This window comes from Synechococcus sp. R60.1 (genome assembly GCF_047461835.1).
Taxonomy (GTDB): Bacteria; Cyanobacteriota; Cyanobacteriia; order Thermostichales; family Thermostichaceae; genus Thermostichus.
Genome location: NZ_JANSIA010000042.1, coordinates 1 through 22,445, shown reverse-complemented (window position 1 = coordinate 22,445; position 22,445 = coordinate 1). Strand labels below are relative to the sequence as shown.

The 22,445-nt window shown below is 59.3% G+C and carries 24 protein-coding genes and 1 pseudogene; 15 read left to right on the top strand and 10 right to left on the bottom strand.

The genetic code is table 11. The annotated features are described in order from the left end of the window. Nucleotides 1-152: 152 nt before the first annotated feature. From NW834_RS07570 to NW834_RS07550, 5 genes are all read left to right on the top strand, one after another. Entirely contained in the window at nucleotides 153-1,010 is an 858-nt protein-coding gene (locus NW834_RS07570) for a hypothetical protein (protein ID WP_414419346.1), read from the top strand. 28 nt (nucleotides 1,011-1,038) lie between these two features. Further along, nucleotides 1,039-1,344, top strand: coding sequence for a hypothetical protein (locus tag NW834_RS07565; RefSeq protein ID WP_011434047.1), 306 nt, complete (start codon nucleotides 1,039-1,041; stop codon nucleotides 1,342-1,344). A gap of 27 nt (nucleotides 1,345-1,371) precedes the next feature. Next, on the top strand, nucleotides 1,372-2,550 hold the full coding sequence (locus NW834_RS07560) for a tetratricopeptide repeat protein (protein ID WP_414419345.1): 1,179 nt from the start codon (nucleotides 1,372-1,374) through the stop codon (nucleotides 2,548-2,550). 437 nt (nucleotides 2,551-2,987) lie between these two features. Beyond that, nucleotides 2,988-3,869 (top strand): RNA polymerase sigma factor SigF, encoded by an 882-nt coding sequence (locus tag NW834_RS07555; protein ID WP_011434049.1) that lies wholly within the window; start codon nucleotides 2,988-2,990, stop codon nucleotides 3,867-3,869. 367 nt (nucleotides 3,870-4,236) lie between these two features. Further along, nucleotides 4,237-4,830 carry an SAM-dependent methyltransferase gene (locus NW834_RS07550; RefSeq protein ID WP_414426274.1) on the top strand — a complete coding sequence of 198 codons (594 nt, stop codon included), beginning with the start codon at nucleotides 4,237-4,239 and terminating at the stop codon, nucleotides 4,828-4,830. Here the strand turns inward: NW834_RS07550 and NW834_RS07545 are convergent. Beyond that, nucleotides 4,827-5,240, bottom strand: a complete 414-nt coding sequence (locus tag NW834_RS07545; RefSeq protein ID WP_414342826.1) for a VOC family protein — start codon at nucleotides 5,238-5,240, stop codon at nucleotides 4,827-4,829. The two genes, NW834_RS07550 and NW834_RS07545, sit on opposite strands and share 4 nt — an antisense overlap. A 456-nt stretch (nucleotides 5,241-5,696) precedes the next feature. Here NW834_RS07545 and NW834_RS07540 point away from each other — a divergent pair, with 456 nt between their 5' ends. The 4 genes from NW834_RS07540 (at nucleotide 5,697) to NW834_RS07525 (ending at nucleotide 8,781) form a co-directional block, all read left to right on the top strand. After that, nucleotides 5,697-6,725: a rod shape-determining protein gene (locus NW834_RS07540; RefSeq protein WP_414419661.1), complete on the top strand. Its 1,029-nt coding sequence runs from the start codon at nucleotides 5,697-5,699 to the stop codon at nucleotides 6,723-6,725. 59 nt (nucleotides 6,726-6,784) lie between these two features. After that, complete coding sequence (gene mreC / locus NW834_RS07535; RefSeq protein WP_414387913.1) at nucleotides 6,785-7,537, top strand: rod shape-determining protein MreC; 753 nt, start codon at nucleotides 6,785-6,787, stop codon at nucleotides 7,535-7,537. After that, nucleotides 7,515-8,159 (top strand): rod shape-determining protein MreD, encoded by a 645-nt coding sequence (gene mreD / locus NW834_RS07530; protein WP_414407170.1) that lies wholly within the window; start codon nucleotides 7,515-7,517, stop codon nucleotides 8,157-8,159. Before mreC ends, mreD begins: the two co-directional genes overlap by 23 nt. Before the next feature lie 394 nt (nucleotides 8,160-8,553). Beyond that, entirely contained in the window at nucleotides 8,554-8,781 is a 228-nt protein-coding gene (locus NW834_RS07525) for an indolepyruvate ferredoxin oxidoreductase subunit alpha (RefSeq protein WP_011434056.1), read from the top strand. Nucleotides 8,782-9,067: 286 nt separating this feature from the next. Here the strand turns inward: NW834_RS07525 and NW834_RS07520 are convergent, their stop codons facing one another. From NW834_RS07520 to NW834_RS07505, 4 genes are all read right to left on the bottom strand, one after another. Next, on the bottom strand, nucleotides 9,068-9,592 hold the full coding sequence (locus NW834_RS07520) for a YIP1 family protein (protein WP_414419662.1): 525 nt from the start codon (nucleotides 9,590-9,592) through the stop codon (nucleotides 9,068-9,070). 338 nt (nucleotides 9,593-9,930) lie between these two features. Further along, nucleotides 9,931-10,125 (bottom strand): IS630 transposase-related protein, encoded by a 195-nt coding sequence (locus tag NW834_RS07515; RefSeq protein WP_071818172.1) that lies wholly within the window; start codon nucleotides 10,123-10,125, stop codon nucleotides 9,931-9,933. Between the two features lie 324 nt (nucleotides 10,126-10,449). Next, nucleotides 10,450-11,520, bottom strand: a complete 1,071-nt coding sequence (cbiB, locus tag NW834_RS07510; RefSeq protein WP_414419663.1) for an adenosylcobinamide-phosphate synthase CbiB — start codon at nucleotides 11,518-11,520, stop codon at nucleotides 10,450-10,452. Continuing rightward, on the bottom strand, nucleotides 11,504-11,959 hold the full coding sequence (locus NW834_RS07505) for an Rrf2 family transcriptional regulator (RefSeq protein ID WP_414383647.1): 456 nt from the start codon (nucleotides 11,957-11,959) through the stop codon (nucleotides 11,504-11,506). The genes cbiB and NW834_RS07505 overlap by 17 nt, the downstream gene beginning before the upstream one ends. A gap of 278 nt (nucleotides 11,960-12,237) precedes the next feature. Between NW834_RS07505 and rsmI the strand changes: the two genes are divergently transcribed. Together rsmI and rppA are read left to right on the top strand one after the other, a co-directional pair. After that, nucleotides 12,238-13,251 carry a 16S rRNA (cytidine(1402)-2'-O)-methyltransferase gene (gene rsmI, locus NW834_RS07500; RefSeq protein ID WP_414356863.1) on the top strand — a complete coding sequence of 338 codons (1,014 nt, stop codon included), beginning with the start codon at nucleotides 12,238-12,240 and terminating at the stop codon, nucleotides 13,249-13,251. Nucleotides 13,252-13,279: 28 nt separating this feature from the next. After that, the gene (rppA, locus tag NW834_RS07495; RefSeq protein ID WP_414349658.1) at nucleotides 13,280-13,981 is read left to right on the top strand and encodes a two-component system response regulator RppA; all 702 of its coding nucleotides are present in this window, start codon (nucleotides 13,280-13,282) and stop codon (nucleotides 13,979-13,981) included. A gap of 184 nt (nucleotides 13,982-14,165) precedes the next feature. Here the strand turns inward: rppA and atpD are convergent, their stop codons facing one another. Then, complete coding sequence (gene atpD, locus NW834_RS07490; protein WP_011434062.1) at nucleotides 14,166-15,599, bottom strand: F0F1 ATP synthase subunit beta; 1,434 nt, start codon at nucleotides 15,597-15,599, stop codon at nucleotides 14,166-14,168. Between the two features lie 190 nt (nucleotides 15,600-15,789). Here atpD and NW834_RS07485 point away from each other — a divergent pair, with 190 nt between their 5' ends. The 3 genes from NW834_RS07485 (at nucleotide 15,790) to NW834_RS07475 (ending at nucleotide 18,357) form a co-directional block, all read left to right on the top strand. Next, entirely contained in the window at nucleotides 15,790-16,452 is a 663-nt protein-coding gene (locus NW834_RS07485) for a GerMN domain-containing protein (protein ID WP_414419664.1), read from the top strand. A 10-nt stretch (nucleotides 16,453-16,462) separates the two neighbouring features. Beyond that, nucleotides 16,463-17,230 carry an MlaE family lipid ABC transporter permease subunit gene (locus NW834_RS07480; protein ID WP_414419665.1) on the top strand — a complete coding sequence of 256 codons (768 nt, stop codon included), beginning with the start codon at nucleotides 16,463-16,465 and terminating at the stop codon, nucleotides 17,228-17,230. 95 nt (nucleotides 17,231-17,325) lie between these two features. After that, the gene (locus NW834_RS07475) at nucleotides 17,326-18,357 is read left to right on the top strand and encodes a succinate dehydrogenase/fumarate reductase iron-sulfur subunit (protein WP_414342869.1); all 1,032 of its coding nucleotides are present in this window, start codon (nucleotides 17,326-17,328) and stop codon (nucleotides 18,355-18,357) included. On the opposite strand, the gene NW834_RS07470 is transcribed toward NW834_RS07475, so the two are convergent. From NW834_RS07470 to NW834_RS07455, 4 genes are all read right to left on the bottom strand, one after another. Beyond that, complete coding sequence (locus NW834_RS07470; protein ID WP_414419666.1) at nucleotides 18,354-19,460, bottom strand: peptidylprolyl isomerase; 1,107 nt, start codon at nucleotides 19,458-19,460, stop codon at nucleotides 18,354-18,356. The genes NW834_RS07475 and NW834_RS07470 overlap by 4 nt on opposite strands. Nucleotides 19,461-19,660: 200 nt before the next feature. Continuing rightward, nucleotides 19,661-20,179, bottom strand: coding sequence for a hypothetical protein (locus NW834_RS07465; RefSeq protein WP_414426273.1), 519 nt, complete (start codon nucleotides 20,177-20,179; stop codon nucleotides 19,661-19,663). Nucleotides 20,180-20,597: 418 nt separating this feature from the next. Continuing rightward, nucleotides 20,598-21,296: a vWA domain-containing protein gene (locus NW834_RS07460; RefSeq protein WP_414419669.1), complete on the bottom strand. Its 699-nt coding sequence runs from the start codon at nucleotides 21,294-21,296 to the stop codon at nucleotides 20,598-20,600. Continuing rightward, nucleotides 21,202-21,651, bottom strand: a complete 450-nt coding sequence (locus NW834_RS07455; RefSeq protein WP_414419670.1) for a hypothetical protein — start codon at nucleotides 21,649-21,651, stop codon at nucleotides 21,202-21,204. The genes NW834_RS07460 and NW834_RS07455 overlap by 95 nt, the downstream gene beginning before the upstream one ends. Before the next feature lie 471 nt (nucleotides 21,652-22,122). Between NW834_RS07455 and NW834_RS07450 the strand changes: the two are divergent. Beyond that, nucleotides 22,123-22,445 (top strand): annotated as a pseudogene (locus NW834_RS07450) (RNA-guided endonuclease TnpB family protein); the annotation flags it as partial.

Sequence of the window (22,445 nt, the reverse complement as noted above, 5' to 3'; positions counted from 1 at the left end):
GGACGCGACCACCATGCGGCCATCCACATCAAGCACAGGGCGGTGGGGCATCCCGTTCTTTTCGCGTCAGCGGGACGGAGTCCTCAAGCGCAGGAAATGTCCTTTTCGCGCTAGCGGCGCGGAGCGCTTTGCATCAGCATGAGTGCGGGAGTATGTCACGACGGAAGGTGAGGCAGATGGGGGGCTGGCTCAGGCAAAACTGGCTGTGGCAACTGGGGAGAGCCCTTGTGGCTGTTTGGATCGGCTGGGCGGAGGGGAGCGCTGCCTGGGCGAGGGACATGGCGCCGGCTGCCCCTGGAGTCTCCTCTCCCCCTACTTTGCCCATCCCTTGGGATTGGGTGTATGGGTTGCAGGAGCAAGCCCGGCAACGGCAATGCACGGTGGTTGGCCTGTTGCGCAGCGATCCCCTGCCGGCGCCAGATCCCCAGTGGCAGGTGTACACACGGCTAGATTTGGTGGCCACGCCTCAGGCTGGTCGGTTGACCAGTGTGTTGTTTGCCGAGAACACCCGTACTCGGGCCTTGCAGGTTATCTATCAAGCCTCAGGGTCGGTGTACGACCCCGTTGAGGCATTGGATTTTGCCATGATCCTGCCTCTAGCCTGGCAGGGGAACACTTTGCTGGCGCGGGAGTACGAAGGCTGGTTCCAGACCGATTTGAGCTGGGATCGGGCGGTGGTCTGGCCCTTGCCCACCGGCTCGACAGGGATCCCACCGGTGCAAATCTGGGATCCGCCGCCGGCGCTGGGGTATGCGCAGCTGCTGGGCTGGGATCCCCAGGCGCGAGAGCGGGTGCTGTTTGCGGTGGCCGATAGCCTTGGAGAGATGCCCCGCTTGGTGAGCGTGGGCCCAGACCGCCAGGTGTTGCTGCGAGCGCCTGCCGTTGCCCTTTCCCCAACTCCCTCTTCTCTACAGGGGTGGCAGGAGATCCGGCCCAAGGGGGGAGAGCCTCTCTGCCACCAAAGCCGTTTTGGGCTGGAGCAGGGAGGGGAAAATGAAAAATTAAACTGAGATGCAGAAGCCTGTGGGAGCGACAACCATGTCCAAACCGGTGGTGCGGCGGGGCTGGCCTCTGGAGGCCTTTGTCGGGGATGTAATCGTCTGTACCCTAGAGGGATCCCATCTGGATCAGGTGACGGAAATCCGAGTCAGCCCGGCGGGTAAAGGGATCCGAGTCAGCTTTGGGGATCCCTTGGGACGCTCTAAGGAACCGGTGCAGGCCAACGCCGAGGCGCTGACGGTTACCTTTGAGATCGATCCCAGCACCTACCCTGGCGAAAAGCGCATTGAGCTGATCTCGCCGGCAGGGCCCAGCGATCCCCTGCCGTTTTTGGTGATGATGTAGAGGCGCGCAGAAAAGAGGAAGTGGGTCATGCCGTTTGTGATTGCCCCGACCGACGTGGGCGTGCTGGTGCTGGGGGCGAGCCTGTTGCTTTTGGCCGGGGGTTGGGCCTGGTGGCTGCGGCGGCAGAGGCGTGCTGCCTCCCCAGAATCTACAGCCGTTTCGCCGGCCCCGGCGGTTGACCCATCTGCCCTTTCGGCGGAACAGGCGGCTCAACTACAGCCCTTCGAGCAGGCGGTGGGAAATCAGCCGCAGGATCCCATTGCCTGGTACAACCGCGCCACCACCCTCGACCACCTGGGGCAAGCCCAAGCTGCCCTGGCCAGCTACGACCGCGCCCTGGAGCTGAAGCCGGACTTCCCCGAAGCCTGGAACAACCGTGGTTCTCTGCTGGACGATCTCGGTCGCCATCAAGAAGCTCTGGCCAGCTATGAGCGGGCTCTGCGGCTGAAACCGGATTTTTTTGAGGCCCGCTTTAACCAGGCCAACACGCTGCGGCAATTGGGCCGCTACGAAGAAGCCCTATGTGCCTACGAACGGGCCCTTGCCCTCAGCCCCGACAGCCCGGAAACGTGGTACCTGCACGGGCTAACCTTAGCCTCTCTGGGACGGTGGCAGGGATCCCTAATCAGCTACGAGAAAGCCCTCGCCATCAACCCCGTCAATGCCCAAGTTTGGCAGAGTCGGGGCCTGGCTCTGTTTCACCTAGAGCGCTACGTCGATGCTCTGGCCAGCTACGAACGAGCCCTGCAACTGGGCTCCGAATCGGCCTCTCTCTGGGCCGGCCATGCCCTTGCCCACCACCGCCTCGGCAACCCGATGGAGGCCCTCAACAGCTATGACCGTGCCCTGGCGCAGGATCCCAAACGCCCTCAGATCTGGGTGCAGCGCGGCCTGGTGCTGATGGACTTGAACCTCTACGAGCTGGCCATCCAGAGTTTTGATCGGGCCCTGCAGATGGATCCCAGCAATGCCGAGGCTCACTACGCCAAAGCCTGCTGCTACGCCTGGGAAGGCCAAGTGCCTCAGGCCCTACAAGCTTTGGAGCAAGCCCTACGCCTGGAGCCGGAATGCTACCGCCCCTTGCTCTCCTCTGAGCCCTATTTCTACCTCATTCGCGAGGAGCCGAGTTTTGCATCCTTTTTGGCAGCCCTTGCCGGCACGGATCCCCCCAAGAACCCCCCGCCGCTGTCACGAACAGCCTCTTGACGTTCTCACCTCCCAGAAGGAGAGGAGAGGCTGGAATGCACAGGCTGTTTCACCGCCAACCTGACCCAATCACCAATAACCACGAGAGCACGCCAACAACAGAAATCCGGCAATTTCGTTGGGTCTTACGGGAAAATTGCGCTCTTTTGCCGATGAAACCCGCCGATTTTCCGTGGAGATGCTGTTGCTTGGGTCAAGAAACCTGGTCAAACTAAGAACGTTCCAGCTCTTGGCAAATCTCAACAGTGTCCGGTTGTGCTTCTAACGCCATCCCTATAGCCCTGTAGCACCTGCTTGCGCAGGGTCTGGCTGGGCAAAAGCGTCTCTTGACTGGATGGGTGTTGGTTATGGGTGGGATCCTCAACCTTTGAATGGTTTTCGAGTTCCTTGAGTGCTTGTTCTACAGTTATTTTCGGCAAATCGGTAAAGGGTTGTCCATGATAACGGCCCCTCGCCTGACCTCTCCCAAGAACTCCGTCTCCCTGAGGCGACCGGCGGCCCCCCCTCCATTGCCTTTGGCCAAGACCGGATTCCCAGCCGCATGTGGATCTATGGCATCTAGTGAGGATGTTAAAGCCCGAACTGCCGAACTGTTGCGGCTGTACCACCAGAATCGCGATCCAGCCCTGCGCAACCGGCTGGTGGAAATGAACTTGGGCTTGGTGCGCAAAGAGGCCCACCACTGGCGCAACCAATGCAATGAGGGGTACGACGACCTGGTGCAAGTTGGCTGTTTGGGTTTGATTCAAGCTATCGAACGCTTTGACATCAGCCGAGGCCTGGCTTTTAGCTCCTTTGCCCTGCCCTACATTCGCGGAGAAATTCAACACTACCTGCGGGACAAAAGCCCCACCATGCGGATCCCACGCCGCTGGACGACCCTGCAAAGACAAGCCAAGAAGGTGATTGCCCGTCTGCGGCAAGAGTTGGGCCGTTCTCCCTCTGAGGCCGAGGTGAGGGAAGCCCTGCAACTGACGGAGCAGGAATGGCGAGAGCTGGAGCTGGCCCAACAAAACAGCCTTTTGCTTAGCCTGGATGCCCCGATTCAAACCGAGGAAGACAGCGTCGCTTTGGGGGAGGTCGTTCCGGATCAGCGCTACCGCAGTTTTCAACTGGCCGAAGAAGACCGCATTCGCCTACAGCATGCCTTGGCTCAGCTGGAGGAACGTACCCGCAAGATTTTGGAATTTGTCTTCTTCTATGACCTCACGCAAAAAGAAACGGCAGAGCGGCTAGGGATCAGTGCCGTTACCGTTTCCCGCCAAGTCAAAAAGGGGCTGGAACGCCTGGCTAAGTTGTTGAATCAAGATATTTTTTGAGATACAGCCCGTTACAAATTAAGGGATATAAAAGGGTATAAAAATCGTGTTTCCGAGGCTTGACCCCAGTGAGGTTTAGAACAAGCAGGTTCATAGTCATTCCAGACTCGATTGAGATACTCCCGCCGCTGCCCAGACGCTCCGCGCCGCTTCCCCCAGCCCCTCCAGAGGGAGAGGGGAGTTAGAGAGCAATGGAACGGAGATGTTTCATTCCTGTTGAAAATGACCATACAGGTGTATCCCATAACCCCTTAGTAGACTGTACTTGAGCCGACGCAATTGGCGGTGACTTTCCACCCAGTAGAACGGCAGGGGCTCTGTACTGCGACAGGTTGATAGACTGATGGGAAATTGATGAGAATATTTGATGAACAGAGAAAACCGCTCTTCTCGGAATCAACCCTTGGTGCCCCGCGGTTTCAAACCTAAGCTGGGTCAGAACTCGGTGGGCAGGGATCCCTTCTTCCAACGCCAGCCCAACCCGCAAAGTCCAGAGGGAATCAGCTTGGCCCCCTATGTGCGCACCTTGCCCTTGGTTGTCGATGCCATGCTGGATTTGGCCCAGGTGGGGAGCGAGGATACTCTCTACGACTTGGGCTGTGGGGATGGCCGCATTCTCATCCGGGCGGCGCAGCGCTTTGGCACACAGGGCATGGGAGTGGATATCGACCCGGAGCGCATCCTGGAAGCCCAACAGCGGGCCCGAGAAGCCCAAGTTCAGGATCGAGTTACTTTTCTCCAGCAGGATCTGCTCACTCTGGACTTAACCCCGGCGACGGTGGTGAGCTGCTATTTGCTGCCCCGCTCCCACCTGCTGATCCGAGACAAGCTGCGCTCCCAGCTTCGGCCCGGCGCTCGTCTGGTCACCCACTCCTTCGACATGGGAGATTGGCTCCCCACCGCCACCACCACTGTATCGGATGTTATCAACACCTACACCATCTATCTCTGGCGAATCTAACCCTGGGGATCCCAGGCCGTCGCTTCCTCAAAAGCAGCAGAGGGCTGGTGCAGCACAATCCGGTTGCCATCGGGATCCCGAAAATCCACCTCCTGTCCATGAAAGGCTTGCCGCAGGGGGGAAATGGAGAGCTGATAAGCTCCCGCCAACCCTTCCAGTGTTGTCAGGGATCCCTGTAAATCTTGCACCTGCAGGCAGAGGCTCACCGCTGCGGCTTGGGCACCACCATCGAGATGACGGCTGCGATAGAGGCCCAGCCGCAACCCTGGCAGACGAAACTCTACGTACACCGGATCCCCCTCTGTCGGGAGCTGGACTTGGGGAGAGATCCCCAAGAGATCCCGATAGAAGCGTTGTAGACGAGGCAAGTCCAGGGTAGCCACGCTAACCAAGGCACCAGAGAGCTGCATCGCAACCGCCAAAAGACCGGGTTGGTCTATCTTAGCTAAACTGCCGAGAAGCCCCGCGCTGTACCCGCAGGGTGAGCGTCGGGAGGATGTCACTCAGCTCCAACACCACGCGAGTCTGGGTGGCGATGTCGGATCCACCGTCTTGCCCTCCGGATCCAGGGCCAATGTGCCCGAGATGTAGAGGGTATTTTGCCCACCTTCACGCCGGGAGAATAGGGGGCGATGGCCGGATAGCCGGCTGGAGCAATGGCAACCTTAGGCACGAGGGATCCCGAATCACAACAGGATTGCACCTTAGCGGCGAATTCGATCTTCCACAGCTGGCTGGGATACAGCCATAGCCGGTTTCTCTGGAGCAGATTCCCACTCTTCGGGGGAGATTCTCTTGCAGAACTAGACTATAGTAGGTACCAAAGCTTGCTGCTTCTTCCCAAATCAAGACTGGAGCGACTTACCGTGGGGTTATTCAGCCGATTTTCCCGTGATATGGGCATTGATTTGGGCACTGCCAACACGCTGGTCTACGTGGCCGGGCGAGGCATTGTCCTGCAAGAGCCCTCTGTGGTCGCCATCGACCAAAACACCAAGCAACCCCTGGCTGTGGGGGAAGATGCCAAAAAAATGTTGGGCCGTACCCCCGGCAACATTGTAGCGGTGCGTCCTCTGCGAGATGGGGTGATTGCCGATTTCGACACGGCGGAGATGATGCTAAAACACTTCATCCACCGCGTACACGAGGGCCGGTACCTGATTGCTCCCCGCATTGTGATTGGGATCCCCAGCGGTGTGACTGGGGTGGAGCGACGGGCGGTGATGGAAGCCGCTCTCCAAGCTGGGTCGCGGGAGGTGTATTTGGTGGATGAGCCGGTGGCAGCAGCAATCGGGGCCGGGCTGCCGGTGCAAGAGCCCACTGGGAACATGATCATCGACATTGGCGGCGGCACCACTGAGGTAGCCGTCCTCAGTTTGCAGGGGATCGTGCTGAGCGAGTCGGTGCGGGTAGCGGGAGATGAACTGAGCGAGGCCATCGCCCAGTACATGAAAAAGGTTCACAACCTCACCATCGGGGAGCGCACCGCTGAAGAGATCAAGATTCGGATTGGCTCCGCCTACCCAATTCAAGAGGAACTGACCATGGAAGTGCGCGGGTTACACCTGCTCTCGGGTTTACCCCGTACCGTCACGGTGAAGAGCACCGAAATTCGCGAGAGCATGGCCGAGCCCCTCTCGGTGATTGTGGAAGCCATTAAGCGCACCCTGGAGCGCACTCCACCGGAATTGGCTGCCGACATCATCGACCGAGGCATCATGCTGGCCGGGGGAGGAGCCTTGCTCAAGGGTCTAGATGCCCTGATCAGCCATGAAACCGGGATCTTGGTTCACATTGCCCCGGATCCCCTCAGTTGTGTGGTGCTCGGTACAGGGCGAGTTTTGGAGGATTTCAAAACCCTAGGTCGAGTGTTGAGCGGCAGCTTCAAGGGCTAGAGGAGTTTCTTCCCATCCCTGATCTAAGCTGTGAGTCGAGTGGGTTGGAGAGGTATTGCTTGAATTGGCTACGCCAATGGTGGAGGCGCCATAGCCTGGGGTTGCTCCTGTCTGCTTTGGCGATGGGGGCAGCGCTGGGCTTGCGCCAAACCCAGGGATCCCTGTTGGTGGAATTGTACAGTTGGATCACTGCTCCAGCCCGTCCGCCTGTGGATCCCGCTGCGGTGCTCAGCCAGGCCGCCAACCGTGAGCTGCAAGCCCTGGTAGCCGAGTTGCAGTACCAAAACCGCGAGCTGAAGCGACTGCTGCAATTTACCGAGCAAATGCCCCAAGCGGGGATCCCAGCAGCCGTGGTGGGTCGCAGCGCCGATCACTGGTGGCAACAGCTCACCCTCAGCCGCGGCAGCCGGCATGGAGTCAGGGTGGGAGATGTAGTCATGGCGCCGGGAGGGTTGATCGGGCGAGTCGAGTCGGTCACGCCCAACACCAGCCGAGTGCTCCTGATCAGCGATCCCACCAGCCGTGTTGGGGTGATGTTGAGTCGCAGCCGACACATGGGCATCCTGAGGGGTACGGGCACCCAGAGTGCCATTTTGGATTTTTTCGACAAGGCTCCCAAAGTAGAGGTGGGGGATGTGGTGGTGACCTCGGGCCTGAGCAGCTTTTACCCAGCCGGGGTGGTGGTGGGAACGGTTCGAGCGGTCAACTTGGATGCCAGCCCTGCCCCCCAAGCCACTGTCGAACTGTCGGCGCCGCTGGGCCTCTTGGAATGGGCCTTGATCTACCGCTATGCTCAACCCTCTGATTCTTAAGCTCAAGTCTCACCTCAACTGGGTGGTGACTGCCCTATCAGGATTGCTGGCAGCAGTGGCCCCTTGGTGGCGCGGGCCGGGCTTGGAGCTGGCAGGCTTAACCCCAGATTGGCCCTTGATCTGGGTGGTGTGCTGGAGTGTGCGGCGTAAAGCTTGGCAGGGAGCTGTTGCCGGGGTCACCCTGGGTTTTCTGCAAGATGCGCTGACCAGCCCTTGTCCTACCCATGCGCTGGGGCTGGCCGTAGTCGGGATCCTCACCGCCAAGCTGCAAAAACAACGCTACATGCAAGAAGACTTTATCTCGGTGGCCTTGATCGTTTTTGGTATGGTGGTGATTGCCGAAACCCTGATGGCGCTGCAGTGGATGTGGCTTGCCGCCTCCCAGGGATCCGAGGGCCTGGATCCGGCGGGAATGCAAACTTTGCTGGATGGATTGGGGAACTCCCTTCACTCTTTCGGCAGCATCGGCGGCGACGGTTCGCGTTCTCTGGAGAGCATCTGGTGGAACCATCAACGCAATGCCCTCACGTCTGCTATTTTAAGTAGCCTCTGGGCACCCGCTTTGTATTGGCCCCTCAGCCGTTGGTGGCAGTCTCAAGAGCGGGATCCCAGAGAGATTTAGCCCCTGTTTTATGCCAAATCATCCTATCTTTCGGTTAAAACCCAGGTCACAGCAGAGTATGTCCCTTGGCATTTTTGGCAAGAAAGAACTCTCGAGGCGGCGGGAGCCGGTTTGCCGACTGTCTCTGACCTCCCACATGTTGGCGCTGTGCTGAGAGGCCCCAGACAAAGTCAGAAAAAGCGACAATCCGGAAAATTCTTCGTTGGGGAGCAATTTTGGCCTAAAATGAACCCTAGAACTGAGATATAAGCCCCATCTTTTTCAGACAGCTTTGGGCTAATGTCGCGCATCTCAATCAAAAAGTCAAAAGCATAGGAAGCGCAGGCGACGTCAAGGCTGACCTTGTGGCAACTGCACTTAGAATTTGACTTAGAGCAATCATTGGGAGGGATCCATGCCGCATACAATTGTCACCGATATCTGTGAAGGTGTGGCCGACTGTGTAGAGGCTTGCCCCGTCGCCTGCATCCACCCCGGCGATACCAAAAATGCCAAAGGCACCGACTACTTTTGGATTGAGTTTTCCACCTGCATCGACTGTGGCATCTGTTTACAGGTCTGCCCCGTAGAAGGCGCTATTCTGCCGGAGGAAAAGCCGCATCTGCAGCGAGTGCCCCGCTAATTCCAGGGAAGCATCCCTGGCCACACGCCGGGATTCAACGAGAATTACAATCATTTCAATTCCAACCAGGACGCTGCACCCACACCTAGAACGTTAGTCGCGTCTTCGCGTCGTCGTGTCAGCGTTGCGGAGCAATAGCGTTGCGGTTCCCGTCAGGGTGCCGTAGGCATAGCAATAGCGTTGCGGAGCAACAATACGCAGAACCGGAAGGCTTTTCAAGGACTCCGTCCCGCTGGCGCGATCAGTAGCCTAGGCGTTTCACCTTAACCTGAAACAACTATAAGCTTTAGCCCAAGGAAGCCAAAGTAACAACGCTGCTGGTCAGCCAGCTCAGGGACAGGATCCCCCCTAGGAAAGCCAATGGGATCAGGCCCACCAGGCGCCACCACTCCAAATCCAGCGCTACAGCTACTGCCCGCACCTGCCAAACCACAAACCACAGCAGAGCTGACAAGCCCAGCAGGGATCCCACCACCCCACCCAACGATTGAGCAGGCCCCAGCAGCAGCCACGGCAAACCGGCAAACCCCGTCAAGCACAGCAGCGCTGAAAAGGAAGGGACAGCCCGACCCAAACAAAAGGCCAGCAATTGCAACAAAGCCGCCAAACCCACCCAGCCCAGGGATCCCATCAGCACCGCCAGCACCATGCTCGGCAGGCTTACCCCAGAGCGGCGAATCGCATCCAGGACGTTGAGCAGCCCCACCACCCCAAAGGCTTGCCAGAGAACAGGCTGTTCCCGCAACGCCCGAAAGGTGCGCTCCGGCAGAAACCAAGCGCCGTAGATGTTGTCTAACCAGGAACCAAGCATGGCCAGCAACCCGTCAAGCTGTCTTTTATCCTAGCCCTTGGTGAGCACTTGACGGGCACACCCCAAAAATGGGGTATGATTGGGAGAGGATTCTGCGGCGTTGGTGACTGCCGTTATGTTTTTGCGATCTATACCCTTCGACAATTAGGATGGGAAGTGGATGTGAGAGCAGTAAGCCAAACTTGATTTGGAAACTATCGACAATCATCCCCGGTATCCTATACTGGATTTTCCAGGTCGAAAACCACGGTAAAACGGCGCAACAGTATCCTCAAAAAAGCCCTCGAAAGGGGGCCTTTTTGTTGTTTGGATATTGTCGGATATTGTCAATGCTGCAGTTAATGGGTATTGCTCTGGCGCTGGGCTCCATCCTTTAGTCGAGCTTCTGGGCACTGGTCTACGTCTTGCTGCAGGGCAGCCAAGTCTGTCTTTCGCTTGCGGGTCTTGACTTTTGTTGTCGTGAGGTCTGCTCGGCTCAGCCAGCGATAAACGGTTGCACAAGTGACATAACTCCCGCACTCATGCTGACGCAAAGCGCTCCGCGCCGCTAAAGCGAGAGAGTGCGAGCTTCAAGGACTCCGTCCCGCTGACGCGAAAAGGACGGGATGCCCCACCGCCCTGTGCTTGATATCTGTAGCAGCTGCTGTTTTTATCATTGTTTATTTCAGCGGTTCTAGGTTCACGGCAGGTTGACAGCAGCTACGGTTTTTGTTGCCGCCGATCTAGTTAGCTTTGCTAACTCTACCTCAAGTTCTGGGGGAAGTTGCGCCTGTGGAGATTCCTCTGCCGGGGTTGAGTCAAAAGCTCAGCTAGGTAAGGGTCGTAGAAGCAGGAAGCAACCGGTTGTTTAGTTCATCCTAGGGGGTGAAATAAACGACCATGAGTTGCAGAACGGTCAACAGGAGAGTTGCTCCCACCATCAAACTCCCCCAAATCCATACAACCTGTCGCAGCAGTCCCAAGCTTTCCCGCACCACTTGCGGGGTCAAGGGGCGAGCTGGGATCCCCAATTTGGGTTTCACCTTCGGGATCCCCTGATAGAAATTGGTTCCCCCCAATTGGATCTGCAGCCGCCAGGCAAAAGCCGCTTCGCTCCACCCCGAATTGGGGCTGGGATCCGCTTGCGCGTCCTGACGACACCGCTGCCAGAACCCCCAGGGATCCCGGCTGAGCAGGGCCAGGGTGAGCACCGTCAGGCGGCAGGGCAGCCAAGTCAGCCCATCCTCACAGCGGGCCGGCACTGTGCCCAAATGGGTGAAGGGGGGATGGCGGTAGCCTACCATCGAATCCAGCGTGCTGCTGGCCTTGTAGGCTAGGGCCAAGGGCGCCCCTCCCAAGAAGGCGTAGAACAGAGGGGCAGTTGCTCCGTCGGGAGTATTTTCGGCCACCGTCTCAATCAGCGCCCGCAAAATCTCCGGCTCCGTCAGGTGCTCTGTATCCCGCCCTACGTAGCGGCTGAGCCGTTGACGGGCCTCCGGCAGATCCCCTTTTTCCAAGGGATCCAACACCTCCAACGCAGCAAAGCGCAGGCTGCGCCCTCCCAGACAACTGGCCATGAGGGTTACCTGCATGAGGATCCCTGCCCAGGGATGGATGGCATTGCCAATGGCGACCAGCCCCCAGCCTATGCCGTAGGATCCCCCCACCAGAGCCAGGGTGAGCACTGCCCCGCCCCACCGTTGTGCTTGCGGAGTCGAACAGTGCTTGAGGATATAGCCTTGTCCCCAGGCAATTACAGCCCCCATCACCCGCACCGGATGAGGCCAACCCCAGGGATCCGCCAGCAGGTAATCCAATACCAAAGCTGCCGCCAGCACCAGCCCGGCAGTCGGTTGGGCCGGAAAAAACAGCCAGCCGCCGGGAAAGGGCTCCGTCCCACTAACGCGAAAGGACTCCGTCCCGCTAACGCGATCAAACCACAAATCCACTCTCCTGATCCTGAGCCGCTTGCCAGCTCCGGGCATCAAAATACAGATCTTCCAGAGTGGTTTCCTCCAACACCTGCTGCACCCGTCGAGCGATCCGCTGCCACAGGGCTTCCGTCACCCAGTCCAGCCGCTCCGCCGGATGCACGGCTGAAGGATTAGAACTGTCCATGAGAGGATCCAAGGATTCTCCCACTGCCGCCAAAATGGCGCTAATCGGGATCCGCCGCGGTGCCCGTGCCAGCCGGTAGCCTCCCTGGGCCCCCCGTTGGGAACAAACCAAGCCGGCCTGGCGCAACTCAATCAGCAACTTTTCCAGGTAGGGAGCTGGGATCCCCTGTCGCTCGGCAATGGCCCGCACCGAAGCCATTTGCCCGGAGCCGAGCATCGCCAGATCCAACAAAGCTTTGATGCTATAGGTGGCCCGCGTTGTCAAGCGCACCGGGATCCCTCTCCGCAGCACTTCTCGATCCTGCCATAGGACTCCGTCCCGCTACCGCGAAAGGACTCCGTCCCGCTACCGCGAAAGGACTCCGTCCCGCTACCGCGAAAGGACTCCGTCCCGCTACCGCGAAAGGACTCCGTCCCGCTACCGCGAAAGGCAGATGCTTGGGTATCGGGGCACCGGCCAAGAGAGGTTAATCTGGGGATCCGAGGCGATCTCTAATTGCTCTAATTGGCTATTGTCTGGTTATCGGCAGCTCAGCCTTGGAGCTCGGGATGGAACACCCCACCGCCAGCCTTTACTTGGTGGCCACCCCCATCGGCAACCGCGAAGACATCACCCTGCGGGCGCTGCGGGTTCTGCGCGAGGTGGATTGGGTGGCAGCAGAAGATACTCGCCACTCCGGCCAGCTTCTTAAACATTTTCAAATCTCCGCCCGCCTCATCAGCTATCACGAGCACAACGCTGCCCAGCGGATCCCTCAACTCCTGAAGTATCTGTCGGCGGGCCAGTCGGTGGCCCTGATCAGCGATGCCGGCACCCCCGCCATTTCCGATCCGGGAGAAGAGTTGGTGCGCGCCTGCATTCAGGCCGGGATCCCGGTGATCCCTGTGCCGGGGCCGGTAGCTGCTGTTGCGGCCTTGACCGCTTCGGGCCTGCCCACAGAACGATTCGTGTTCGAGGGATTTTTACCTCTTAAACCCAGTCAGCGACAGGCCCGCCTGCAACAGTTGGCCCAAGAAGAGCGCACCGTCGTTCTCTATGAAGCCCCCCATCGCCTGCGCCAAACTCTGCAGGATCTGCTGGATCACTGCGGCCCAGAGCGGCAGATCGTGCTGGCGCGGGAGCTGACCAAGCTGTACGAGTCCTTCTGGCGGGGATCCCTGGCAGCAGCCTTGGAGCACTGCGCTGCTCAGCCGCCCCGAGGGGAGTTCACCCTCTTGCTTGAGGGATATGTGGGTGCCGTTCGCGGCCCCGTCGCGACAGCGTTACAAAGCAACAACCCTGCCAGGGGCGGGGCGGAGTCCTTGAACGGGCTGGGAGACGGTGCTTCGGAAGCGGAAATTCGCCAAGAAATGGCCCGGTTGCTGGCCGAGGGCCTATCCCGCTCCGCAGCCAGCCGCCGGTTGGCCCAGCGTCTGCAGGGATCCCCCATCTGGACGCGGCGCCGCCTTTACGATCTATCCTTGCAGCTTGAGCCGCTCTCCAGTTCTGGCGGGACGGAGTCCTTTTCTGAGTACGTCAGCGCTCCACATTGTTTCCAAGACAACAGCGAGACCGAGTCCTGAGGTGTTCGCGTTAGCGGGACGGAGTCCTATGGCACGGATTTTATTGGTGGACGATGAAGTGGAGTTGGCCGATTCTCTGGCCCAGCAATTGAGGCGAGAGGGCTACACGGTGGACGTCGCCTACACAGGAGGGCGGGCCTGGGAGCTGCTGCAAAAGTCCCCCGCTCTGCCCTACGATCTGCTGGTCTTGGATTGGATGTTGCCGGAGCTCTCCGGGCTTTCCCTCTGTCAGCGGGTGCGGCAGGTGGATGGCACCACTCCCATCCTGTTTTTGACCGCCAAAGATACCCTAGACGACCGGGTGGAAGGGCTGGATGCCGGGGCAGATGATTACTTGGTAAAGCCGTTTGAGCTGCGGGAACTGCTGGCGCGGGTGCGAGCCCTCTTGCGGCGGGCCACCGGCCCTGGAGAAGGGATCCCTCGCCTGCAGGTCGGGGATTTGGAGCTGGATCGGGAGAACCAGGTGGCCTACCGGCAGGGGCGGATGATCCACCTCTCTCAAAAAGAGTTTCGCCTGCTGGAGTACTTCATGACCCATCCCGGCCAGTTGCTCACCCACGACCAGATCTACGAGCAGGTGTGGGCCGGAGAGGATCCCCCCAGCAGCAACGTCTTGGCAGCCCAGGTGCGCCTGCTGCGGCGACGCCTCAGGTTGCCCGGGGCAGCAGAATTGATCCACGCCGTCTACGGCAAGGGCTATCGCTTCGGGCCTGTCGCCGGGGATCCCTAGCAGCCGTCCCACCTGTAGATAAAACCAAGGCTCCCCCGAAAAGAAGGAGCCCTGCCGGGTCTGGGGAGCGCTTTCAGTCAGCAATGCCACCAGGGCGTTCCCCCCTTCAACCCTGGGGAGCCCAGTCGCCGCGCTATCGGCAACTCCCCTCTCCTCCTGTGGGAAAGGGGCTGGGGGTGAGGGATCACTTGGACTTGAGCTTCTCGGCTTTCTCGATGGCCTCTTCGATGGTGCCCACCAAGTAGAAGGCTTGCTCCGGCAGATTGTCCAATTCCCCCGACAAAATGCGCTGGAAGCCCTTGATGGTGTCTGCCAATTTCACATACTTGCCGGGGGAGCCGGTGAACACCTCCGCCACGAAGAACGGCTGGGACAGGAAACGCTCGATGCGGCGGGCGCGGGCCACCACCAGCTTGTCCTCTTCCGACAGCTCGTCCAGCCCCAGGATGGCGATGATATCTTGCAGCTCTTTGTAGCGCTGCAGCGTTTGCTTCACTGCCCGGGCGGTGTTGTAGTGCTCTTCGCCCACAATGTCCGCCTGCAGGATGGTGGAAGAGGAATCCAGGGGATCCACCGCCGGATAGATACCCTTGGCTGCCAAGCTGCGGGACAATACCACCGTCGAGTCAAGGTGGGCAAAGGTGGTTGCTGGGGCCGGATCCGTCAAGTCGTCAGCAGGCACATACACCGCCTGCACCGAGGTGATGGATCCCTGCTTGGTAGAGGTGATGCGCTCTTGCAGGTTGCCCATTTCGGTAGCCAAGGTGGGCTGGTAACCCACCGCCGAGGGCATGCGGCCCAACAGCGCCGACACTTCCGACCCGGCCTGCACAAAGCGGAAGATATTGTCGATGAACAGCAGCACGTCCTGCTTGTTAACGTCGCGGAAGTACTCTGCCATGGTCAGGGCAGTCAGGCCAACCCGCATGCGGGCACCCGGTGGCTCGTTCATCTGGCCATAGACCAGCGCCACTTTGTCCAGCACACCGGATTCTTTCATCTCGTTGTAGAGGTCATTGCCCTCGCGGGTGCGCTCTCCCACGCCCGCAAACACCGATAGGCCAGAGTGCTCCTCAGCGATGTTGTGGATCAGCTCCTGGATGAGCACTGTCTTGCCGACGCCGGCACCGCCAAACAGGCCCACCTTGCCCCCCTTTTTGAAGGGGGCCAGCAGGTCAATCACCTTGATGCCGGTTTCAAAGGGCTCTGGCTTAATCGTCAAATCGACAAGTGGAGGCGCACTGCGGTGGATGGGGGCAAATTCTTGGGCTTGAACGGGCTCTCCTTGGTCAACCGGCTCTCCCAGCACATTGAAAATGCGCCCCAGGGTGGGCTGCCCGACCGGCACAGTAATCGGAGCGCCCGTATCCACCACCGGCATGCCCCGCACCAGGCCGTCGGTCGAGGACATGGCCACCGCACGCACGCGGTTATCCCCCAAAAGCTGCTGCACCTCAAAGGTGACGTTAACCTTCAGGCCGCTTTCGGTTGTGCCCTCCACCTTGAGGGCATTGTAGATTTCGGGCAGCTTGCCGCTGGGAAACTCGGCGTCGATCACAGGCCCAATGACCTGAGTGATGTAGCCAACATTGGTGGCAGTAGCGGTGGCAGTAACCATGATTGAGGCTCAGCTCCTTGTGTGCTCAGTTATCGACTCAGCAATGCCGGGTGTAAATCATTATCATCATACAAATAAAGGGATCCCAGTTGCTGCCGCACTTTTGCCTGTCCAGCCTACGGGGGATCCCCGGCAGGGAGGGCTTTTCTTCGCTACCCTAGAGCTAGGTTAGAGAGGGGGATCGCCAGCGATGAGCCACTACGGAGGCCGTACCGCACAGCTCAGCTCCGTCAGGTTGGGAGGACGGCGTCGCTGCCCACGTCGCGGCCGGGCCCTGCAATTGGGGATCCTTGGCTTCTTGCTGGGGTTAGGGGTGATGGGGGGAGCTTGGTGGTACAGCATCGGGCCGCGGCAGACGCTTTCCTTGTATTGGCTGACCAGTGCTGACAACTCTATTGACTACGTGCAGCAGGAGCGCAGGGTTCGCGCCTTTGACACTCAAGAAGCCATCCGCCTGGCCTTGGAGGAGCTGATTGCCGGCCCCCGGGATCCCCACCTCACCACGGCCATTCCCCCCCAGACGCGGGTGTTGGATGTGCGGGTGGAGGGCGACGATATTTTCCTCAACTTCTCCCCCGAATTCACGCAAGGGGGGGGATCCACGGCGATGATGAGCCGGATTGCGCAGGTGCTCTACACGGCCACCAGCCAAAACCCCGGCGCGCGGGTGTGGATCTCGGTGGAAGGCCGTGCCCTAGAAGTGCTGGGGGGAGAGGGGCTGATCCTGGATCAACCCCTGACACGGGCCTCGTTTGTGCCCAGCTTTCAGCTGCCAGCGGAGCCGGCAACCCCGAAGGACTCCGCCCCCCTAACGGGGTCGCCAAAGCGTCGCCTAGCGATAACGGCTTCTTGAGACGGAAACCATGAGCTGGTTGCAGCGGGTGGGCAGCAGTTTTCTCCTGACCGGTCAGGTGATTTTGCATCTGATGCGGGGCCGTATCCATCGTCGCAACACCCTGGATCAGCTTGCGGCGGTGGGGCTGGAGTCGCTGCTGATTGTTCTGATTACGGCGGTGGTGATCAGCGGCGTTTTCACCATCCAGTTGGCGCGGGAATTCATCAACTTCGGAGCCTCTTCCTTGATTGGGGGGGTTTTGGCGATTGCCCTTGCCCGCGAGCTGACACCGGTGGTGACGGCGGTGATCTTGGCCGGACGGGTGGGATCCGCTTTTGCTGCCGAGCTGGGCACCATGAAAGTCACGGAGCAGATCGACGCTTTGCTGTTGTTGCGCACCGATCCGGTGGATTATCTGGTGATCCCGCGGGTGCTGGCTGCGGGGCTGATGCTGCCGGTGCTCACCATCCTCTCCCTGCTGACGGGGCTGGTGGGGGGGATGATCATCTGCGCTTCGGCCTACAACATCTCTCCTGCAGTGTTTCTCAACTCGGCGCAAACCCTTCTGAGCTCCTGGGATTTGCTCGTCTGTTGTTTTAAGGCGATGGTGTTTGGGTCTTTGATCGCCATTGTCGGCTCCAACTGGGGCCTTTCCACCAGCGGGGGAGCCAAGGGGGTGGGTCGCTCCACCACCGATGCGGTGGTCACGGCGTTGCTGGGCGTGTTTGTTACCAACTTTCTTATTTCTTGGCTGTTGTTTCAGGGGCCGGGGAGCGCCCTCAGCCGCGCGCTGTAGCCACTTCTGCTATCGCGTTGTTTGCGTGAGCGTTGCGGGGCAATAGGGAGAGAGCTAGGATGGGATCCCCTTTCCCTTCAGCGGTGCAGAACACTTTGCGAGTAGAATTTCAGATTTTCCGACAGTTGCCGCCGGAGCCGCCCCGCTGGCAGTCCTTCTGGCTGGAGACATCCCCTGGCGCCACCATTCTCGATTGCCTCAACCAGATCAAGTGGGAGCAGGATGGCAGCTTGGCCTTCCGCAAAAACTGCCGCAACACCATCTGTGGCAGTTGCGCCATGCGCATCAACGGTAGGGCAGCCTTGGCTTGTGGCCGACATGTGGGCGAAGAGCTGGATCCCCGCAGCCCCCAGCCGCAGCCTATTCGCATCGGCCCTCTGGGAAACCTGCCCGTTCTGCGGGATCTGGTGGTGGATATGCAGCCCTTCTGGAACGATCTCAGCCGGGTGGATCCCTTTGTCAGCACGGCGGGGCGACGCATCCCGGAGCGAGAGTTTTTACAGCTGCCTGCCGAACGGGAGCATCTCAACGCTGCCGGTGGCTGTATTCTCTGCGGAGCCTGCTATTCCGATTGCAATGCCAAAGAGGTGAACCCAGAGTTTGTCGGCCCCCATGCTCTGGCCAGAGCCAACCGCCTCGTCCAAGACAGCCGCGACAGCCAACGGGAACAACGCCTGCAGGCTCTGGATAGCTTGGCTGGTGTCTGGGGCTGTACCCGCTGCTGGAACTGCAACAGCGTCTGCCCGATGGGCGTGGCACCTCTGGATCAAATCACCGAACTCAAACAGGGGATCCTCTCCCGCCATGCAGACAAGACCGCTGCTCTGCCCACCGACCGTTCCCGCCAGCACGCTGTTCGCGCTATTCGGACGGAGTCCTTGCCCATAGCCATCCGCCACCGCAAGACTCTGGTGCAACTGGTGCGCTCCGGTGGTTGGATAGATGAGCGCCGCTTTGCCCTGCAGGTGGTGGGCCGGGATCCCAAAGGGCTGCTCAGCTTGGTGCCTTTGGGTCTGCGCCTGTTGGCCAGGGGCAAATTTCCCTTTCGCTTCCAGCCCTCTGCAGGGGCGGCGACGGTACGGCGGCTTATCGACACGGTTAGGCAGGAAGGAAGGGATCCCCTCTAGGTTCCAGTTTTGAGGTTGTCTTGGCCGGAAATCAATCTGGCACTCAAAATCCGATCCCCCACTTTGATGTGGCGCAGCACCTCCGTTCCCTCTGTAACGTACCCGAACACGGCATAGCGGCCATCCATGAGGTTTAACCCCGCCGGGGTGAGATCCGGCTCAGCCATAAAGATGAAGAACTGAGAAGAGGCGCTGTTGGGATCGTCGGGATAGCGGGCCATGGCCACCGTCCCTTCGGCGGAAAAGGGCAGAGCCGGTTCCACATCCCACAGGCCCATCTGATCAAAAGTCTGGCCGTAGCGGGGCATCACCTCGCCTTTGGCGCGAATCTCCATGGGGATGGTGCGAACCTTGCCCGTGGCCGGATCCACATAGCCATCGGCAGGGCCAGGGGGATCCCCGGCCTGCGCCAGGAAGAAGGTCTCCACCCGGTCAAAGGTCAGGCCATCGTAGAAGCCCCGCTGCACCAGGTCGGCAAAGTTGCCGGCAGTGATGGGGGCGCTGTAGCCATCTAAGGTGATCACCATGCGCCCAGCGGTGGTGTTTAGCTCCACCTCTGCCCGCCCCAAGAGCTGAGGTTTGTCGGCATACTCAGCAGGCACTGTGTAGGGGAAAGCCCCCACCCAGTTGTTTTCGAGGGATCCCAACTCGTCCACTAGACGGTCGTAGGCAGCGCGGGCCTCTTCTTTGCCTTTGGATTTGCGCTCGCTGGCTTGGCCGATCACCTGCAACTGCTCTCGTAGGGCGGCCATCTGTTCAGAAGCCGGGGCCACCCTATCCGGAGGCAAGCTGGCCAGCAGGGAATCTCCATGGCGATCCAGAAGCCGCTCCACCTGGCGCACATCTCCCCGCACCGCTGACCAGCGGTTGTACTTCAGGTCGGTGTCGATTTTGGAGATGGCCTCATCAATTTCCAGCAGCTTCGTTTCCTGAATAGGCAACGCCCGCCGCAACAGGGTACGGGGATCCGTGATGGCATCCCCTTGGGGCAGAGCCAAGGCCGGGATCCCCCAGAGCACCACCACGCAGAATAGAGCAGCTACGTAGAGGCCAATCCGGCAAAGGGATCCCCATTGCCAAAATCCTTGGGCACGCTGCGTCATGGTTCCTACCGACTGCAAAACCACTCCTGTCTCAGCCTGACATCCCACCGTCACAGGCGGCAAGCGCTGTCAAACCTCGATAGATATCTCCACGACTGGCTCACTCCACCTGGGGGAAAGCCGTCATCGCTACACGACGCTTTTGCGACCGCAATAGCGGGACCAACTTCTCCAAGGGCATGGCTACACGGCTCTCCTACCTAGTTGGTTGGCGTCGGCGTCGGTGTCGGGGTAGAGGCAGGAGTGGGTCGAGGTGTCGGAAAGTCCGTCGGTGCAGGAGGTAGGGGCACCGGAATGCGGAGGCGGCAGGGCTGATCCGATTGATCGCCTTCTGGGGCATAGCAAACGCGAATGAGATCTTCCACAAAGCGAAGCTGATTAAAACTAAGTTGATCCGCTTGTCGAATAATGTCCGTAATGATTTCCTCCAGGTCTCGGGCTGTTCTGGAAAGAGGTACGCTGACAAACAGAATATTCTCCAGATCCCTAATTTCTGGAGGAGCTAAGTTGGAGAAAGGTACTCTGTCCCGCTCCCGCAGCAAGATGCGATAAAGGGCTTCACTCCAAGGGGAAACATCCACGGCTGCGCTGAAAATAAATCCCCGCAGGGGTGTAGGCTGGCCGGACTGACGCCCTTGGCCCAGGAGATTGGACTGAACCGATACCAATTTCCCCGGCGGCTGAGTAATCGATCCGGAAAAGGGGATGGTGAACCGCAAGTTGCCCTCCAAGGCAGTGGTTGACAAGGCAGGCAACAAAATGTCCCCTCTTGAGCTTAGGTTGAACAACTCAACCTTATTGCCTCTTGAAAAGAGCGGCCCTCCCGAACAAAGGGCGGCTGTTGAGCCTGAAGGGCAAAGCTGAGCAAAGGGATCAACCACCAATCCCAAAATGGCAGAGGTAGAGCCAGAGCCAGAGCCGGGATCCCTTGGTGGTGACCCCACAGTCGAGGGGCTGCTGGAGGTACCACCGCAACTTTTCAACAGAGGGGCTAGGCAGCCTGCCAGAGCAGCTAGGGCAAGGGCAGCCTGTTGACAAAACCGTTTGGAGAGTCTTGGTCGTTGAAGCATCTTCTTATCGCCCCGCTTTTTTTAGTTAGTAGGGTGGATAGATGAAGTCAAAAGGGTGCCAAGTGCTCTAGCGGGATCCCACCGTGAGAACGGCGTCGCTAAAAGGCACCACAAAACGGCTTCCCTCTCTCTCAACCCTCAGCTCCCCGCTGAGAAGATAAGAACCAGCAGATAGCGGAACGTTGCTTTGCACCCTCACCTGCAGGCGGTGCTCCCCAATAGCAGCAGGGAATAAGTTGGCAAAGGGAGCTTCCAGCCCTTCAGAAAACCGTGCCAGCACAAAAGTCCCCTCAGTAGCTGCAGCCAGGCGCTGTAACTCCAGAAGATTCAAATCGACCCCCAACCCAACCACATACACGGTGAGTTTCTGTCCTCGCTCTCTGGCCAGGGCTGTCAGCTCCTGGGTAGTTTGGTTGATGGAGCGGGTGCTTTCGTTGTCAATCCCATCGGTGAATACCACCAAGCGGCGGTTGAAACGCTCGGTGGACCGAAAGTCGCTCAAGAAACGCCCGGCTTCTACCGTGGCATCGTAAAGGGCGGTGTTCCCTCCGGGAACAGCACGCAAAACCCCTCGTCTCAGCAGCTCTCTGTCGCTGGTGAAGTCTTGCAACAGCTGAGCTGTGCGCAGGGGCTGCCCCAAAGCTGTAAGGCCAAAACCTGCCCCCCGGTTGTCAAAGCGCAGAATAGCGCCCAGATCCAGGGGTGCAGGGCGAAATTGATCCAGGAGCCGAAAAACAGCCAGGAAGCGCCGAGATTGGGGATCCAAGACCAACAGGCTGCCTGAGCCATCCATCAGCCATGAGCAAAGGCCGCTGAGGCAGATCCGGCGGGGGATTTTCGATCCGGGTGGGTGTCAGGGTCAAGGTTACCGGCTGCGGGATCCCCAGCAAATCGGTTACCCGGTTGACCTGCAAGCTGACCTGGCCGGCGGAGATCTGGGTTACCGGCTGGGGCGGATCCCCGCCTTGCAGGAGGGCGATGTTGAACTCCATTTCCCCTTGCGTACCAGAAAAGGAGCGGGTCAGAGCCCCATTGAATGTCAGGCGAGCTTGGGATCCCACAGCCGACGGCTCAATGCCTGTACCGCCGGAAGAGCCACAGCCGACAAGGCAGCTTCCCACGAGCACCAGGAGAAGCAGCCAACCAGCTTTTTGGCTTTTTACTTGACCGGGCTGTATTTTTACAGTCATTGCAGCTGCCAGTGCAAGCATAGTGGGGTGGCATGAAAGTACGGGGTTACAGTACCACCCAGTAATTCCGAAAGCTACTGTAGCGCTTGGTGTAGGCGTAGAGATTTTTACTGCAGTTAGAGGATCTCGAGTTCATCTTTTTTCACAATGCGAGCACAGCGGGTCTCAGCTTTGAGCCTAGTAGGGCGGCTAAAGCCTGTCTGCTCCGAGAATTGCTTCGAGATAAAGACCCCTTTGTTTTGCCACTTGTGGCAAGCGTTCTCGCTGACCAATTGTCAAATAAGCCGGCGCTCTCCTCCGTGGCCTATAGTTCATAGCAGCTCATCAGCTAGAAATCGCAGGAGCCCCGCACTGTACCCGTAGGGTCAGTGCCGGGAGGAATGCGGAAGTCACAATAGAACCATGACCCAAGTCCTGACCGTCTCCTGCAAGCTCAAGGTGTCCCAGTCGCAGGCCGCCAAATTGGACGCGACTTTGGAGGCTTTTGGCCAAGCCTTGAATTGGGTCAACCAGAACACGCCGGAGAAGATCGTCAACGCGGTCAAGCTGCAATCCCTTTGCTACTACGAGATTCGAGCCCGGTTTGGCTTGTCCAGTAACTTGGCTCAGCAGGTCTGCAGACGGCTGGCCGGCGCCCGTAAAGTTGCCCAACAGAAAAACCGCCCCGTCAAAGCGTTCAAGGGTGGCTTCGCTACCTACGACGCTCGTATCTTTTCGTTCCGCGA

Bases quoted from the DNA above. Each gene is read 5' to 3' on its own strand.
- NW834_RS07565 (WP_011434047.1), top strand. From the start codon at position 1,039: ATGTCCAAACCGGTGGTGCGGCGGGGCTGGCCTCTGGAGGCCTTTGTC.
- NW834_RS07525 (WP_011434056.1), top strand. From the start codon at position 8,554: ATGCCGCATACAATTGTCACCGATATCTGTGAAGGTGTGGCCGACTGT.
- NW834_RS07555 (WP_011434049.1), top strand. From the start codon at position 2,988: ATGATAACGGCCCCTCGCCTGACCTCTCCCAAGAACTCCGTCTCCCTG.
- NW834_RS07570 (WP_414419346.1), top strand. From the start codon at position 153: ATGTCACGACGGAAGGTGAGGCAGATGGGGGGCTGGCTCAGGCAAAAC.
- NW834_RS07485 (WP_414419664.1), top strand. From the start codon at position 15,790: ATGAGCCACTACGGAGGCCGTACCGCACAGCTCAGCTCCGTCAGGTTG.
- mreD (WP_414407170.1), top strand. From the start codon at position 7,515: ATGCTCAACCCTCTGATTCTTAAGCTCAAGTCTCACCTCAACTGGGTG.
- NW834_RS07545 (WP_414342826.1), bottom strand. From the start codon at position 5,240: ATGCAGCTCTCTGGTGCCTTGGTTAGCGTGGCTACCCTGGACTTGCCT.
- NW834_RS07520 (WP_414419662.1), bottom strand. From the start codon at position 9,592: ATGCTTGGTTCCTGGTTAGACAACATCTACGGCGCTTGGTTTCTGCCG.
- NW834_RS07550 (WP_414426274.1), top strand. From the start codon at position 4,237: ATGAACAGAGAAAACCGCTCTTCTCGGAATCAACCCTTGGTGCCCCGC.
- rppA (WP_414349658.1), top strand. From the start codon at position 13,280: ATGGCACGGATTTTATTGGTGGACGATGAAGTGGAGTTGGCCGATTCT.
- rsmI (WP_414356863.1), top strand. From the start codon at position 12,238: ATGGAACACCCCACCGCCAGCCTTTACTTGGTGGCCACCCCCATCGGC.
- atpD (WP_011434062.1), bottom strand. From the start codon at position 15,599: ATGGTTACTGCCACCGCTACTGCCACCAATGTTGGCTACATCACTCAG.
- NW834_RS07470 (WP_414419666.1), bottom strand. From the start codon at position 19,460: ATGACGCAGCGTGCCCAAGGATTTTGGCAATGGGGATCCCTTTGCCGG.
- NW834_RS07560 (WP_414419345.1), top strand. From the start codon at position 1,372: ATGCCGTTTGTGATTGCCCCGACCGACGTGGGCGTGCTGGTGCTGGGG.
- NW834_RS07480 (WP_414419665.1), top strand. From the start codon at position 16,463: ATGAGCTGGTTGCAGCGGGTGGGCAGCAGTTTTCTCCTGACCGGTCAG.